Source organism: Rhizobacter sp. Root404, from assembly GCF_001425865.1.
Taxonomy (GTDB): domain Bacteria; phylum Pseudomonadota; class Gammaproteobacteria; order Burkholderiales; family Burkholderiaceae_C; genus LMDS01.
The window spans coordinates 832,009-846,388 of the sequence record NZ_LMDS01000004.1 but is presented as its reverse complement, the minus strand read 5'-3'; the positions used below and the strand labels follow the sequence as shown (position 1 = coordinate 846,388).

The 14,380-nt window shown below is 70.9% G+C and carries 18 protein-coding genes; 9 read left to right on the top strand and 9 right to left on the bottom strand.

Annotation, left to right across the window (positions count from 1 at the left end; all coding sequences use genetic code 11):
• Positions 1 to 3: 3 nt before the first annotated feature.
• From ASC76_RS08610 to ASC76_RS08600, 3 genes are all read left to right on the top strand, one after another.
• Positions 4 to 399 carry a hypothetical protein gene (locus tag ASC76_RS08610; protein ID WP_056464849.1) on the top strand — a complete coding sequence of 132 codons (396 nt, stop codon included), beginning with the start codon at positions 4 to 6 and terminating at the stop codon, positions 397 to 399.
• Positions 400 to 463: 64 nt separating this feature from the next.
• Positions 464 to 1,336 carry a formate dehydrogenase accessory sulfurtransferase FdhD gene (locus tag ASC76_RS08605; RefSeq protein WP_056464847.1) on the top strand — a complete coding sequence of 291 codons (873 nt, stop codon included), beginning with the start codon at positions 464 to 466 and terminating at the stop codon, positions 1,334 to 1,336.
• Between the two features lie 19 nt (positions 1,337 to 1,355).
• Positions 1,356 to 2,105: a metallophosphoesterase gene (locus ASC76_RS08600; protein ID WP_056464845.1), complete on the top strand. Its 750-nt coding sequence runs from the start codon at positions 1,356 to 1,358 to the stop codon at positions 2,103 to 2,105.
• A gap of 32 nt (positions 2,106 to 2,137) precedes the next feature.
• Here ASC76_RS08600 and ASC76_RS25175 read toward each other — a convergent pair whose 3' ends face one another.
• Entirely contained in the window at positions 2,138 to 2,620 is a 483-nt protein-coding gene (locus ASC76_RS25175; RefSeq protein WP_056464843.1) for a Crp/Fnr family transcriptional regulator, read from the bottom strand.
• Positions 2,621 to 2,686: 66 nt separating this feature from the next.
• On the opposite strand from ASC76_RS25175, the gene ASC76_RS08590 reads away from it, so the two are divergent.
• On the top strand, positions 2,687 to 4,039 hold the full coding sequence (locus ASC76_RS08590; protein WP_056464842.1) for a M20/M25/M40 family metallo-hydrolase: 1,353 nt from the start codon (positions 2,687 to 2,689) through the stop codon (positions 4,037 to 4,039).
• 10 nt (positions 4,040 to 4,049) lie between these two features.
• On the opposite strand, the gene glp is transcribed toward ASC76_RS08590, so the two are convergent.
• Genes glp through ASC76_RS25165 form a run of 5 tightly spaced genes read right to left on the bottom strand, consistent with a single transcriptional unit; the run spans position 4,050 to position 8,277 of the window.
• A complete protein-coding gene (glp, locus tag ASC76_RS08585; RefSeq protein ID WP_082548935.1) occupies positions 4,050 to 5,372 on the bottom strand; it encodes a gephyrin-like molybdotransferase Glp in 1,323 nt (440 codons plus the stop codon).
• The gene (gene mobA, locus ASC76_RS08580; RefSeq protein WP_056464840.1) at positions 5,365 to 5,964 is read right to left on the bottom strand and encodes a molybdenum cofactor guanylyltransferase MobA; all 600 of its coding nucleotides are present in this window, start codon (positions 5,962 to 5,964) and stop codon (positions 5,365 to 5,367) included. The genes glp and mobA overlap by 8 nt, the downstream gene beginning before the upstream one ends.
• A gap of 38 nt (positions 5,965 to 6,002) precedes the next feature.
• Positions 6,003 to 6,839, bottom strand: coding sequence for a substrate-binding domain-containing protein (locus tag ASC76_RS08575; RefSeq protein WP_371262095.1), 837 nt, complete (start codon positions 6,837 to 6,839; stop codon positions 6,003 to 6,005).
• Complete coding sequence (locus tag ASC76_RS25170) at positions 6,839 to 7,567, bottom strand: energy-coupling factor ABC transporter ATP-binding protein (protein WP_235580390.1); 729 nt, start codon at positions 7,565 to 7,567, stop codon at positions 6,839 to 6,841. The genes ASC76_RS08575 and ASC76_RS25170 overlap by 1 nt, the downstream gene beginning before the upstream one ends.
• On the bottom strand, positions 7,564 to 8,277 hold the full coding sequence (locus tag ASC76_RS25165; protein ID WP_056464836.1) for an ABC transporter permease: 714 nt from the start codon (positions 8,275 to 8,277) through the stop codon (positions 7,564 to 7,566). Before ASC76_RS25165 ends, ASC76_RS25170 begins: the two co-directional genes overlap by 4 nt.
• Positions 8,278 to 8,341: 64 nt before the next feature.
• On the opposite strand from ASC76_RS25165, the gene ASC76_RS08560 reads away from it, so the two are divergent.
• Together ASC76_RS08560 and ASC76_RS08555 are read left to right on the top strand one after the other, a co-directional pair.
• Positions 8,342 to 9,448, top strand: a complete 1,107-nt coding sequence (locus ASC76_RS08560) for a substrate-binding domain-containing protein (protein WP_056464834.1) — start codon at positions 8,342 to 8,344, stop codon at positions 9,446 to 9,448.
• 95 nt (positions 9,449 to 9,543) lie between these two features.
• The gene (locus ASC76_RS08555) at positions 9,544 to 10,110 is read left to right on the top strand and encodes a superoxide dismutase family protein (RefSeq protein ID WP_082548934.1); all 567 of its coding nucleotides are present in this window, start codon (positions 9,544 to 9,546) and stop codon (positions 10,108 to 10,110) included.
• Between the two features lie 22 nt (positions 10,111 to 10,132).
• On the opposite strand, the gene ASC76_RS08550 is transcribed toward ASC76_RS08555, so the two are convergent.
• Complete coding sequence (locus ASC76_RS08550; RefSeq protein WP_056464831.1) at positions 10,133 to 11,194, bottom strand: DUF6352 family protein; 1,062 nt, start codon at positions 11,192 to 11,194, stop codon at positions 10,133 to 10,135.
• A gap of 82 nt (positions 11,195 to 11,276) precedes the next feature.
• Between ASC76_RS08550 and mobB the strand changes: the two genes are divergently transcribed.
• Positions 11,277 to 11,795: a molybdopterin-guanine dinucleotide biosynthesis protein B gene (mobB, locus tag ASC76_RS08545; RefSeq protein ID WP_056464829.1), complete on the top strand. Its 519-nt coding sequence runs from the start codon at positions 11,277 to 11,279 to the stop codon at positions 11,793 to 11,795.
• Positions 11,796 to 11,808: 13 nt separating this feature from the next.
• Here the strand turns inward: mobB and ASC76_RS08540 are convergent, their stop codons facing one another.
• A complete protein-coding gene (locus ASC76_RS08540; RefSeq protein WP_056464827.1) occupies positions 11,809 to 12,336 on the bottom strand; it encodes a DUF962 domain-containing protein in 528 nt (175 codons plus the stop codon).
• Positions 12,337 to 12,472: 136 nt separating this feature from the next.
• Between ASC76_RS08540 and dcd the strand changes: the two genes are divergently transcribed.
• Together dcd and ASC76_RS08530 are read left to right on the top strand one after the other, a co-directional pair.
• Positions 12,473 to 13,042 (top strand): dCTP deaminase, encoded by a 570-nt coding sequence (dcd, locus tag ASC76_RS08535; protein ID WP_056464825.1) that lies wholly within the window; start codon positions 12,473 to 12,475, stop codon positions 13,040 to 13,042.
• 141 nt (positions 13,043 to 13,183) lie between these two features.
• The gene (locus ASC76_RS08530) at positions 13,184 to 14,071 is read left to right on the top strand and encodes a neutral zinc metallopeptidase (protein ID WP_056464823.1); all 888 of its coding nucleotides are present in this window, start codon (positions 13,184 to 13,186) and stop codon (positions 14,069 to 14,071) included.
• Positions 14,072 to 14,086: 15 nt separating this feature from the next.
• Here the strand turns inward: ASC76_RS08530 and ASC76_RS08525 are convergent, their stop codons facing one another.
• Complete coding sequence (locus ASC76_RS08525) at positions 14,087 to 14,353, bottom strand: hypothetical protein (protein WP_056464822.1); 267 nt, start codon at positions 14,351 to 14,353, stop codon at positions 14,087 to 14,089.
• Positions 14,354 to 14,380: the final 27 nt, after the last annotated feature.

The window sequence follows — 14,380 nt, the reverse complement described above, 5'->3', positions numbered from 1 at the left end:
CGCATGCGATTTGCCATTCCCGCACTGACCCTAGCCGCCGCGCTGGCGCTCGCCGCCGGCCCCGCTGCCGCCAAGCTGCCTCCGCCGAGCGAGGAGGCCAAGGCCAAGGCCGCCGAAACCGCAGCGAAGAACGCCTGGACCGACAAGGTCGGCGCGTTTCAGCTGTGCCAGTCGATGAACCGCACGGCCGACCACTACCGCAAGTCGCCGGCCGGCAAGGACGCGCCGCCGCCGGTCGACACGCCACCGTGCACCGACCCGGGCGCGTTCGTCCCGCCGGCGCCGCCGGCCTCCGCACCGCTCGAGGCGGCGGGCGCGCATTCGCCGCCGGGCATGGCGACTTCCCCGCCGAGCTCGAAGGAGACCGCCGCCGAGAAGCAGGGCCAGCCCAAGAAGTGAGCTGCCGCCGTTCGAACGAGGCCGCGATCCGTCGCGGCCTTTTTCATTGCCCTACAGTCCAGCCATGACCGCTGCGCCCCGACTGACCCACGCCGCCGCCGCGCTGACCCACGAGATCGAGGTGCTCGACGAGTTCGGTGCGACGCGCCACGTGTCGATCCCGGCCGAGCGCGCGCTGACCGTGTTCGTCGACAAGCGCGAGCTGGTGACGCTGATGACCCTGGGCGCCGCGCCCGAGCTGCTGGTGCTCGGCTACCTGCGCAACCAGCGGCTGGTCGACAGCGTTGCCGACATCGATTCGATCACCGTCGACTGGGACGTGAACGCGGCCGCCGTCAAGACGCGGGCCGGGATCGAGCGCTTCGACGAGAAGACCGCCAAGCGCGTCGTCACGACCGGTTGCGGCCAGGGCACGGTGTTCGGTGACCTGATGGGCGATCTGGAATCGATCCGCCTGCCGTCGCCGAACGATCCCGCCGCGCGCCTGTCGCAGCACGCCCTGTACGGCCTGTTGAACGCGATGCGCCTTCAGGAGAGCACCTACAAGTCGGCCGGCTCGGTGCACGGCTGCGCGCTGTTCCGGCAGGACGAGTTGCTGATGTTCGTCGAGGACGTCGGCCGCCACAACGCGATCGACACGATCGCCGGCTGGATGTGGCTGCACGATGTGACCGGCGCCGACAAGATCTTCTACACGACCGGGCGGCTCACCAGCGAGATGGTGATCAAGTCGGCGCAGATGGGCGTACCGATCGTCGTCTCGCGCAGCGGCATCACGCAGATGGGCCACGCGCTCGCCCAGCGGCTCGGCCTGGCGCTGTTCGGCCGCGCGACCAACCGCCATTTCATCTGCTACAGCGGTTTCGACCGCTTCGACGCGCAGCCCGAGCCGCCACGCGCGGCCGCACCGATCGCCACCACCGCGTCCGTCGACTGAGCGCCCGGTACCGCCCGCCGTGCGCATCCTGCTCGTCTCCGACCTCCACTACACGCTGCCACAGCTGGACTGGGTGGTGCGCGTCGCGCCGCAATACGACCTCATCGTCATCGCGGGCGACAGTCTGGACATCAGCTCCGCCGTGTCCCTGGACGTGCAGTCGGTGGTCATCCTCAAGTACCTCGCGCTGCTGCAGGCCGCGGGCAACGTCGTCGTCAGTTCCGGCAATCACGACCTGACCGGCCCCGACGCCCAGGGCGAGCAGACCGCGCTCTGGCTGGCCGAGGCCCGCGCCGCCGGCGTGCCGACCGACGGCGGCTCGCTGCGCGTCGGCGACACTCTCGTGACGATCTGCCCGTGGTGGGACGGCCCGCTCGGTCGCGCCGCGATGGAAGCGCAACTCGCCCGCGACGCCTCGCAGCGCCCGGCGCGCTGGGTCTGGGTCTACCACTGGCCGCCGCTCGGCTCGCCCACCTGCTGGACCGGCCGCCGCCATTACGGCGACGCCGACATCGGCGGCTGGATCGCGACCCACCGCCCCGACATCGTGCTCACCGGCCACGTCCACGAGCCGCCGTTCAAGCCCGACGGCGCCTGGGCCGATCGCATCGGCGATACCTGGGTCTTCAACGCGGGCCGCCAGATCGGCCCGGTGCCGGCGCACATCGCGCTCGATCTCGGCGAGGGCACCGCCGCGTGGCGGTCGATGATGGGCGAGGAGAAGCTGCAACTCGCGGACAGTCGCGCGCCGGCGCGAACGGTGTTCTGACGTCGGCCTGATCCCGCGCCGACGCTTCAAGTTCAGTAATCGGGCTGCGGATCGCGAGCCGACCCCGGCCGCGCCGGCGCCGTCTGGCGCAGCGCCAACCGGTTCAGCACGTCCGACACCATCGTCAGCCCCGGCGCGTCGCCGTATTGCTGCTTCAGGTCGGCCAAATAGCTGGTGACGAAATCGAGCCGCTCCGCCAGGCCGACCGCCACCAGCCGGGCGATGGCCGGGTTGCTCGCCAGCAGGGCGGGGCCGTTCGCGGCGCAGCGCATCACGCTCGGCTCGGTCGCCTCGACCGTCGCGCCGTAGGGGCGTCCCAGCAGCGCCGAGATCTCGCCGATCAACGCGCCGGGCCGCGTCACGGCATTGACGACGACCGCGCCCTTGCGCACCTGCAGCGCGCCCGACACCAGCACCCACAACGCACCCTCGGTGCCGCCTTCGCGCACCACCACGTCACCGGCGGCGAAGGCGACTTCGGGCAGGTCGGCGAAGGGGGCGAGGTGGTCGGTCACGGGTCGATCGTAAGTCAAACGAACGCCCGCTATGCTGGGCGCCCCGTTCCCTTTCTCCTCCAGCCCATGCCCAGATTCCCCGTCCCCGCCGCGGCGGTCGCCGCCGGCGCCGCGCTGCTCTTCCATGCCGCAACCGTCCACGCCCAGGGCGCCAGTGCCGTGGCTCCGACGCCCACCCAGGTCCGTCCCGCCGTCGAGAAGGCCTACACGCAACTGATGGCGGCACCGGCGATCCGCCAGCTGCTCGATGCGGTCCAGGCCGACCACCCGCGCACGATCGACGACCTGAAGCTGCTGACCGAGATCGAGGCGCCGCCGTTCAAGGAGCAGAAGCGTGCCGAGGCGTTCCTGGCGCGGATGAAGGCGGTCGGCCTGACCGACGCCCGCATCGACGCCGAGGGCAACGTCGTCGGCCTGCGCAAGGGCAGCGGCGGCGGGCCGAAGCTGCTGATCTCGGCCCACCTGGACACCGTGTTCCCGAGCGGCACCGACGTGAAGGTCAAGGAGCGCGACGGCAAGTTCTACGCGCCGGGCATCTCCGACGATACCCGCGGCCTCACCGTGCTGCTGTCGTGGCTGAAAGTGCTGAACGAGCAGAAGGTGCAGACCGTCGGCGACCTGCTGATCGTCGGCAATGTCGGCGAGGAGGAACTCGGCAACCTGCGCGGCATGAAGCACCTGTTCGCCGAGCACAAGGACATCGACGGCATGGTCGGCCTCGAGCCGTCGCCCGATGGCTCGGTCCTGGTCCTGGGCACCGCCAGCCACCGCTACGAGTTCGTGTTCAAGGGGCCGGGCGGCCACAGCTTCGGCGCGTTCGGCCAGGTGCCGAGCGCGATCCACGGCATGGGCCGCGCGATCGCGAAGATCGCCGACGTGCAGACGCCGTCGAATCCGAAGACCACGTTCACGGTCGGCACGGTCGGCGGCGGCACGTCGGTCAACACGATCGCGCCGGACGCGCGCATGGCGGTCGACATCCGCTCCAACGCGATGGCCCCGCTGCTCGAGACCGAGAAGAAGATCCTTGCCGCGGTCGACCAGGCGGTGGTCGAGGAGAACAAGCGCTGGGGCGTCGACACGCTGTCGGTCTCGAACCGGCTGATCGGCGACCGGCCGGGCGGCCGCACGCCGGTCGATTCGGTGCTGGTCGAGGCCGCCGTGCGCTCGAACACCGCGTTCGGCCACACCACGCTGCTGCGCGGCGGCAGCACCGACGCCAACGTGCCGATGTCGTTCGGCATCCCGGCGATCATCATCGGTGGCGGCGGCAAGACCGGCGGCTTCCATGCGCTGAGCGAATGGATCGACCTGACCGATGCCTGGAAGGGCGCGCAGAACTCGCTGGTGACGGTGCTCGGCCTGGTCGGCGTGCAGGGCGTCAGCGAGCCGCTGCTCGAGAAGCGCCCGCCGCGCTGAGCGGACCGGGTCAGGTCAGCGCGTCGAACGGCAGCACGTCGACCAGCTCGCCGGCGGCGACGTTGCCCTGCGCATGGTGCAGCACGACCAGGCCGTTGGCCTCGCTCATGCTGCGCAGGATGCCCGAGCCCTGCGCGCCCGTGATGCGCACCTCCCAGCCCGCGCCGTCGGGCGCGCGCGTGACGATGCCGCGCTGGTATTCGGTGCGGCCCGGCTTCTTGCGCATCGGCGCGACGCTGGCGGCGCGCAGCAGCGGCATCGGCGCGGTGGCGGCGCCGCTCATCGCGAGCAGCGCGTCGCGCACCAGCGCGTAGAACGTGACCATCACCGCGACCGGGTTGCCGGGCAGGCCGAACAGGATCGCGCTGTGGCCGTCGGCGTTCTTGTCACTCGAGATCCGCCCGATCGCCATCGGCCGCCCCGGCCGCATCGCGATGCGCCAGAACAGGACGTCGCCGAGCTTGGCCATCACCATCTTCGTGTGGTCGGCTTCGCCGACGCTGACGCCGCCGGAGGTGATCACCGCATCGGCATCGCGCGCCGCCGCGCGGAAGGTGGCTTCGAGCGCGGCGGGCTCGTCGCGCACGACGCCGAGGTCAATCAGGTCGACGCCGAGCCGCGCCAGCATGCCCCAGAGGGTGTAGCGGTTGCTGTCGTAGACGCAGCCGGGCGGCAGCGGCTCGCCGATCGAGCGCAGCTCGTCGCCGGTCGAGAAGAACGCGACCCGCAGGCGGCGGAACACCGGCACCTCGGCCTGGCCGAGCGACGCGAGCATGCCGAGATCGGCCGGGCGCAGCACGCGGCCGGCGACCAGCGCGGCCTCGCCTCTCGCGAGGTCTTCACCCTTCAAGCGGCGGTTGTCGCCGGTGCGGACGACGCCGGCGGGAATCGTCACGCGGTCGCCGTCGACCTTGACGAACTCCTGCGGCACGACCGTGTCGAGCCCGGCCGGCATCACCGCGCCGGTCATGATGCGCACGCACTGGCCGGCCGCCGCGGTCGCTAGGTCGACCTGACCCGCGAAGCCGCTGCCGGCGACCTGCAGCACGGTGTCCGCATCGGCCGCGAGCTCGCTGCCGCGCAGCGCGTAGCCGTCCATCGCCGAGTTGTCGTGCGCCGGTACGTCGAAGCCGGAGACGACGTCGCGCGCCAGCACGCGGCCCAGTGCCGAGCGCAGCGCCAGCATCTCGACCGCGCGCACCTTCGGCACCAGCCGGGCGATGAATTCCTGCGCCTGCGCGACCGGCAGCGCGTTCGGGTCGTAGCCGCTGACGCAGGAGGCGATCTGCTGCAGTGAAGGCGGCAACTCTGGCCGGTTGTCGATGTCAGCCATGCTGCTGCAACGCCTTCAGTTCGTCCGGCGTGTTTGCGTTTGCAAACGCCTGCGGGTCGCCGAACGGCACCTCCACGCAGCGCAGCGTCGCCGTCCATTTGTCGATCTTGCGCTGGCCGCTCTGCGTGAAGCGCACCAGGCTCTCGAGCACGTCGCTCTTCATCAGGCAGAACACCGGCTGGACCTGCAGCACGCCGTCTTCCAGCGTCGCCGCCATCGCGATCTCGGCATCGTCCGATTCCAGCGCCTGCGCGAGCCGCGCGACCAGGTTGGTCGGGAACAGCGGCGAGTCGCACGGCACGGTGACGAGGTAGGGCGTCTCGCACCGCTCCAGCCCCGTCAGGAAGCCTGCGAGCGGGCCGGCGTAGTCCGAGAGCGTGTCCGGCCACACCGGCACACCCATCGATTCGTACGCGCCGAGGTTGCGGTTCGCGTTGATCAGGATCTCGCCGACCTGCGGCGACAGCCGCAGCAGCGCGTGCATCGCCAGCGGCACGCCGTGGTGGTTCTGCAGGCCCTTGTCGACGCCGCCCATGCGGCTGCCGCGGCCGCCGGCCAGGATCAGGCCGGTGATGTCATTCTTGTCGATCATGCAGGGAAGTGTATTTCGGCCGGCATGACCCTCGCGGCTCAGTTCTTCGTCGCGTTCGGGAAGAACAGCTGCTCGCCGCCGACCTTGTACGCGGCAATGCTGGCCTGGCCGTCGGACGAGACGATCCAGTCGGAGAACGCCTGCGCCAGCGCGGTCTTGGTCTGCGGATGCCGGGCGGGGTTGACGACGATCACGCCGTACTGGTTGAACAGGCGCTTGTCGCCCTCGACCAGCACCTTGAGGTTGCCGCGGTTCTTGAACGACAGCCAGGTGCCGCGGTCGGTCAGCACGTAGCCATCGGTGCTCGAGCCGATGTTCAGCGCCGGGCCCATGCCGCAACCGCAGGCGCGGTAGTCGAACGCGCGGCCCGGCACCTTCACGGCGGGGTCGTCGATGCCGGCCATCTTCCAGTAGCGCATTTCGGCCGCATGCGTGCCGCTCTTGTCGGCACGCGACACGAATGCGGCGCGGGACGCGGCCAGCTTGCCGAGCGCGGCGACGATGTCCTGCCCCTTCACGCCCGCAGGATCGGCGGCCGGGCCGACGAGCACGAAGTCGTTGTACATCACGCCGCGGCGCGGCAGGCCGAAGCCTTCGGCGACGAACTTCTCCTCGGCCGCGGTGTCGTGTACGAACAGTACGTCGGCATCGCCGCGCCGCCCCATGTCGAGCGCCTGGCCGGTGCCCACCGCGACCACGCGCACGTCGATGCCGCTGGCCTTCTTGAACGCCGGCAGCAGGTGCGGGAACAGGCCCGACTGTTCGGTGCTGGTGGTCGAGGCCATCACGATGAACCTGTCCTGTGCGGCGGCGGGCAGCGCCAGCGCGGCGGTCGCGCACAGCAGCGCCAGGGCGCGGCGGCCGATGCGATTCATCATTCCATGTCCCATGTCAACTCTCCCTTGAGAAACAGGTCGGCGCGCTCGTCGAGGTGATCGGCGAGACGCGCCCCGAAGAACCGCGCGGTCGGCATGTCGGCGCGGATCGCGCCGCGGTCGAGGTAGACCACGCGCGTGGCCAGGCGCTTGGCCTGGCCGAGGTTGTGGGTGCTCATCACCAGCGTCATGCCGGCGGCGGCGAAGTCGGCGAGCATCGACTCGATCTCGCGCTTGGCGGACGGGTCGAGGTTGGCGGTCGGCTCGTCGAGGAACAGCACCGCCGGCCGCGTCGCCCAGGCCCGCGCGAGCGCGAGTCGTTGCTGCTGGCCGCCGGAGAGGGCGCGCGCCTGGCGCTCGCGCAGCTCGAACAGGCCGGCACGGTGCAGGGCCTCGGTCGCGCGCGGCACGCGCTCGCCGGCCGGAACGTCGGCGAGCCACAGACCGAGCAGCAGGTTGTTCCAGGCCGACAAGCGCAGCATGAACGGCCGCTGGAACACCATCACCTGCGCCGCGGTGTCGGGCGCAACGGTGCGCACGCCGCTGTGCGCGACCAGGCCGTGCAGCGCCTGCAGCAACGTCGTCTTGCCGGAGCCGTTGGCGCCGATCAGCGCGACGAAGTCGCCGCGCGCGATGCGCAGGTTCACGTCGTGCAGCGCGGTGACGTGGCCGTAGCGCACGCCGACGCCGTCGAGCGTCAGCATCGCGTCGTCATCGGCGGCGCTCACCGCGCCAGCTCCAGGTTGCCGCCCTGCACGCGCTGCGCGAACGCGATGCCGGCGTTGATCAGGCCGACCAGCCCCAGCAGTACCAGGCCGAGCGCGAGTGCGAGCGGCAGGTCGCCCTTGCTGGTCTCGAGCGCGATCGTCGTCGTGATCACGCGGGTGACGCCGTCGATGTTGCCGCCGACGATCATCACCGCGCCGACTTCGGAGATCGCGCGCCCGAAGGCGGTCAGCCCGATCGTCGCGACCGCCCAGCGCTCGTGCAGCAACATCAGCACGGCGCACGTGAATGGCCGCGCGCCCATTGATCGCAGCTGGTCGCCGCCGTCGCGCAGGCTGTCGTGCACGAGCTGGCGCGACAGCGCCGCGATCACCGGCAGCACCAGGATCGTCTGCGCGATCACCATCGCGCCCGGCGTGAACAGGATGCCCCAGCTGCCGAGCGGTCCGCTGCGCGACAGCAGCAGGTACACGATCAGCCCGACCACGACCGATGGCAACGCGAGCAGCGTGTTGAGCGTCGCGAGCACCGCGCGCCGCCCCGGGAAACGCGCCACCGCGAGCCATGCGCCGCCGGCGAGGCCGAAACCCGCGGCGATCACGCAGGCCGACAGGCTGACCTTGAGCGACAGGCCCACCGTTCGCCACAACACCGGGTCGGCCTCGACCACCAGCGTGACGGCGGTGCGGAAGCTCTCGGCAAAGGCGCTCAATCGGCATCTCTCATACTTCGCGGATTGTCCATGGCGCACACCGCGCGACGCGATATGAACCACGATGCATAAGGTCCAGCTGGCGTACACGCTCGCGCCGGAGCGCGCCGCCGACCGCGCTCTTCACCACCCGCTGATCGCGATGCTCGCGGCGCTGCACGCCAGCGGCTCGATCTCTGCCGCGGCGCGCGAGCTCGGGCTGTCGTACCGCCACGTCTGGGGCGAACTGAAGCGCTGGGAGAGCGAACTCGGCCAGCCGCTGGTGCTCTGGGCCAAGGGCCAGCGCGCGTCGCTGGCGCCGTTCGGCGAGAAGCTGCTGTGGTCGGAGCGGCGCGCGCTCGCGCGGCTGGCGCCGCAAATCGAGGCGCTGCGCAGCGAGCTCGAACGCGCGTTCGCACTCGCGTTCGACGACAGCGCCGGTGTCGTCACGTTGTTCGCGAGCTTCGACGAGGCGCTGCCACGCCTGCGCGACCGGGTCGGCCCGCAGTTGCACCTGGACATCGAGTTCACCGGCAGCGTGGATGCGCTCGCCGCGTTGAACGACGGGCGTTGCCTGCTCGCCGGCTTCCACGCGCTGACAGCGTCGACCCGGCGCTCGCCGACCGCGCGCACCTACCGCAGCAGCCTGAAGCCCGGCCGCCACAAGCTGATCGGCTTCGCGCGGCGGCAGCAGGGGCTGATCGTCGCGGCGGGCAACCCGTTGGCGCTGGCGTCGGTGCACGACCTCGTGCGGCCGGGGCTGCGCTTCGCGAACGGACCGCGCGGCAGCGGGACGCGCGTCGTGCTGGAGGAGCTGCTGGCGGCGGCCGGCCTGTCGCCCGGCGAGGTGGTCGGGTTCGACCCCGGCGAGCGCTCGCACCTGGCCGCCGCGGAGGCGGTCGCCAGCGGCCGCGCCGACGCCGCCTTCGGCACCGTGCCCACCGCGCAGGCCAAGGGGCTGGCGTTCGTGCCGCTGGCGCAGGAGCAGTATTTCCTCGTCACGCTGGCCGCGCACCTGGCGCATCCGCACGTGCGCAGCCTGCTGGCCGCGCTCGAGTCGCCCGAGTGGCGCGACGCCCTGGATGCCATTCCCGGTCACGCCGCCGAGCGCTGCGGCGAGGTGCTGGCGCTCAGCCAGGTGCTTCCGTGGTGGAACTACCGCAAGCCGAAGCGACCCCGCGCCGCGGCCTAGACAGCTGACCCCCGTGGACGGAAGGGGAATCTTCCTACCAGGGCCTCGGACGAAACACGCGACACTCCGCGCTGCCCGAAACCAACGGAGATGACATGAACCCGAAGATTCCTGCCCGTCGCCGCGCCGCCTGGCTCGCCGTACCTGCCACCGCGCTGATCACTGCGCTCGCCGCCTGCTCGTCGATGCCGGGCCCGTCCGGCGCGCCCGGCGCGACCGCCCCGCTGCAGGCCAAGGGCGGCAGCCAGGTCGGCGGCACGATCCTGTTCAGCACGCAGGGCAGCGGGTTGCGCGTGGTGGCACGCGTCACCGGCCTCAAGCCGGGCCAGGAGCACGGTTTCCATATCCACGAAAAGGGCGACTGTTCGGCGCCGGACGCGATGAGCGCCGGCGGCCACTTCAACCCGACCGCACAGCCGCACGGCCCGCAGGGCATGCCGCACCACGGCGGCGACATGCCGTCGCTGAAGGCCGACGCGATGGGCAATGCCGAGGCGACCTTCACGGTCGAAGGCGTGTCGCTGACCGGTCCGACCGACGGCGTGATCGGCAGGGCCGTCGTCGTGCACGCGATGCCGGACGACTACAAGACCCAGCCGACCGGCAACTCCGGCGGCCGCATCGCCTGCGGCGTGATTGCCGCGACCGCCGCGGCGAGCTGAGCCGACTGCCGCACCGGCGTCGCTACATCGACGCGGCGAGCGGCAGGTTCAGCAGCAGGTTCTGCGGCTTGAGCCGCAGCGTGCCCTCGGCCGTCATCGCCAGGCCCAGGTAGACCGGCTTGCCGGCCACGTCGGTGCGCATCTCCGCCGGATCGGCGAAGACGAGGCGGAACAGGCTGATCAGCCGCGCGCTGCGTTCGGCGTCGACCGCCCGGTCCTCGTACAGGTCGTTCAGCAGCGCCATCGAGTCGACATCGAGGCCGACGTGCCAGCGCCAGGCCTCGTCGGCGACCTTCTGCAGCGGCGTGATCGCGACCTGCACGCCGAGCAGGTGCGCGACCCAGCGCTCCAGCACGCCGGCCAGCGCCTTCAGCCCCGAGTGGGCGCGCGCCAGCGTGAAGGTGAGGCCGTGGCCGACGTCGCTGGCGACTTCGTGCGTCAGGTCCAGCACCATCTCGTGGCGCTCGCTGCGCGGCCAGTACTCGGCGGCGTTGTCGGTGGTCAGCACCTTCATCTGCAGCGTCGCCAGCGGCGCGTGGCCCTGCACCAGCAGACGCCCCAGGTCGCCGAAGCCGGCGGTCTCGTTCAGCAGGTCGATGGTCGCGAGGTCGGCGGCGAGCAGGCGGCCCTCGGTCAGCGTGATCCGTTGCGGGCGGAACAGCATCTCGGCCGCCCGCGCCTCGAACGCGTCGCCGCTCGCATCGAGCAGGTGCCGCACGATCGCCTGCACGATCCGGTCGACGAACACCGGCGGGACCGTGACGCGGCCGCTGCGCATCAGCGCCAGATACCAGGCCTCGAGCGTGCCGGCGGCGAGCAGCGCGTCGCGGAAGGCGATGAACATCGCGTAGTTCGCGCGGGCGTCGGCGTCGCGCACGGCGGCCAGCGCGGTGGGGTCGACCGGCTGCGACGGTGCCTCGACGAGCGCGTCGTGCAGCGCGATCTCGGCGGCGCACGACTCCTCGACCAGCGCGAGTTCGGGCAGCGCCAGCAGCTTGCGCAGCCACGCGTCGGTCGGGCGCAGCCAGCCGCGCGGCGTGGGCTCCAGGTGGGGGTGGCCGCTCGCGGGCCAGAAGTCTTGCATGGGGCGCGATTATCCGGGGCATCGCGGCCCGCATACACTCCCGGCGCGCAATCCGCGCGGCACTTTCCGAGCAACCGCCACGATGAACGTGATCGGCTTCTGCGGCTTCTCCGGCTCCGGCAAGACCACGCTGGTCGAGCAGCTGATCGCGCACCTGCGCCTGGCCGGCCAGCGTGTCTCGGTCGTCAAGCACGCGCACCACGCATTCGACATCGACCACGAGGGCAAGGATTCGTGGCGGCACCGCCGGGCCGGCGCGTTCGAGGTGGTGATCGCCTCGGACCGGCGGCTCGCGAAGATCCGCGAGTTCGAGACACCCGCCGATCCGGGCGTGCACGACCTGATTGCCGAACTGGGGCCGTGCGACTGGGTGCTGGTCGAGGGCTTCAAGCGCGCCGCGCTGCCGAAGATCGAGATCTGGCGCGCCTCGACCGGGCAACCGGCGCAGTACCCGAACGATCCGCACATCGTCGCGATCTGCACCGACAGCGCGGCGCAATTGCCGGAGGCGTCGCCGTTGCCGGTGCTCGACCTGAACGATGCGGACGCGGTGACGGCGTTCCTGCTGGAGAGCGGCGCGCGCTTCGCCTACGCGCGCTGAGCGCGGCGGACGCTCAGGCGATCTTCGCCATGTCGCGCACCACGGTCGGCCCGGCGCGGCGCTCGATCTCGGCCAGCAGCGGCTTGTTCCAGCCGAGCATGAACATCGCCTCGGCCGTGACGAACATCGGGCCGACCAGCAGGCCGACCAGGTCGTCGACGAACGCAGGCTTGCGCCCCTCGTACCAGTGGCCGATGAACTGGATCACCCAGCCGATCACGAAACTGCCGACGCCCCAGGCCAGCCAGCTCGCGGTGCTGCCGTCGGCCACCTGGTGGGCGGCGAGCAGCAGCGCGCCGACGCAGGTGCTGACCGCGATCCCGAGCGCGAGGATGCCGCGGGTCAGGTACCAGGCGGTGGTCGCGGCGAAGACGATCCAGGCCGGGCTCAGCGTCAGGCCGGCGACGCCGAAGGCCGGCCGCGCCAGCAATGCGCCGATCGCGAACACGATCAGCGGCACGCCGATGAAATGGCTGAGGATGTTGCGCTGGTCGCGGTGATATTGGGCGTACCCGCTGAGCAGGTCGGTGGCAGCACGCATCAGGGGTCTCCGTGGGGGCCTGTCCGGTTTGTCAATGGTAGGTTAATCGCCGGCCGCATGCCACTCGCCGCCCCATACCGGCGCGGCCGGCGGGGTCGGGCTCCCTACAATCCGTGCATCTTCCGCAGAGGCACGCATGAGCATCAAGAGCGACAAGTGGATCCGGCGCATGGCCGAGACGACCGGGATGATCGAGCCGTTCGAGCCCGGGCAGATCCGCGCCGACGCCGAGGGCCGCAAGATCGTCAGCTACGGCACCAGCAGCTACGGCTACGACATCCGCTGCGCGCCGGAATTCAAGGTCTTCACCAACATCTACAGCACGGTGGTCGACCCGAAGAACTTCGACGAGAAGAGCTTCGTCGACATCCATGCCGATGTCTGCGTGATCCCGCCCAACAGCTTCGCGCTGGCGCGCACGATGGAGTACTTCCGCATCCCGCGCAACGTGCTGACGATCTGCCTGGGCAAGAGCACCTACGCGCGCTGCGGGATCATCGTCAACGTCACGCCGTTCGAGCCCGAGTGGGAGGGCTACGTGACCCTGGAGTTCAGCAACACCACGCCGCTGCCGGCCAAGATCTACGCCGGCGAGGGCTGCGCCCAGGTGCTGTTCTTCGAGAGCGACGAGGTCTGCGAGACCAGCTACAAGGACCGCGGCGGCAAGTACCAGGGCCAGCGCGGCGTGACCTTGCCGAAGACGTGATGTGACCTTCGTCGCACGGCCGCCCGAGCGACGGCCGCGCGGCCTGTATTCCGACACCGCCGTGCCGGACTCGCGCGCTACCATCCCTTCGCCATCGCACGCGGGCAGCTCGACCCGCGGCCTGCGCACAAGGAGAAGACGATGAGAATGGACGGCCAGGAAGAGAGCTCGAATGTCGAGGACGCGCGCGGATCGGGTGGCGGAGGCGGTGGCGGCTTCCGGTTCGGCGGCGGCGGGATCGGCATCGGCACGATCGTCGTCGCGCTGATCGCCGGCTGGATCTTCGGCATCAACCCGCTGACGCTGCTCGGCATGTTCTCGGGCGGTGGCGGCCAGCCGGTGCAGATGGCGCCGCAGGCCCCGGCCGCGCGGCCACCGGCCGGCGACCCGGAAGCCAAGTTCGTCTCGCAGGTGCTGCGCAGCACCGAAGTCGTCTGGACCGACGTGTTCCGCGAGGCCGGAAAAACCTACCAGCCGCCGAAGCTGCGCCTGTACACCGAGAGCGAGCGCACCGGCTGCGGCCAGGGCCAGGCGGCGATGGGCCCGTTCTACTGCCCGGCCGACGGCAAGGTCTACCTCGACACGAGCTTCTTCCAGGTGATGTCGAAGCGGCTGGGGGCGCCCGGCCAGTTCGCGCAGGCCTACGTGATCGCGCACGAGGTCGGCCACCACGTGCAGAACGTGCTCGGCATCAGCGACAAGGTCGACGCCGCCCGTCAGCGCGGCAGCGAGGCGCAGGCCAATGCGATGAGCGTGCGCCTCGAACTGCAAGCCGACTGCTTCGCCGGCGTCTGGGCCAAGCGCTCGCAGTCCGAGCAGGGCTGGCGGCTCGAGCAAGGCGACATCGAGACGGCGCTGAACGCCGCCTCGCAGATCGGCGACGACACGCTGCAGCGCAAGTCGCGCGGCCAGGTCGTGCCGGAGAGCTTCACCCACGGCACCAGCGCGCAGCGGGTCGGCTGGTTCAAGCGCGGCTTCGAATCCGGCACGCCCGATCAGTGCAACACCTTCGAGGCGCGCCAGCTCTGAGGTCGGCCTGGCCCGTCAGCGCAGCGCGACCATCCAGTCGCAGCGCAGGCGCCGCTTGTTGTGCAGGCGGCGCCGCGTCGCGACATAGAGGCCGGGCAGGAACAGCACGCTGAGGCAGGCCCCTTCGGCCCAGCCCGAGTGCAGCAGGAAGGCGGTCGGGGCGCCGATCCAGCCCATCAGCCAGATCGTCAGCACGGCGTCCCACAGCGCTTTCTCGACCGGGTGCCGGCGTCCTTGGCGCTGGTGCCAGAGTTTGAGGTCCTGATACTGCTGTAGCGTCATCGAAGCCTCCGCCGGATTCCCTCGCCG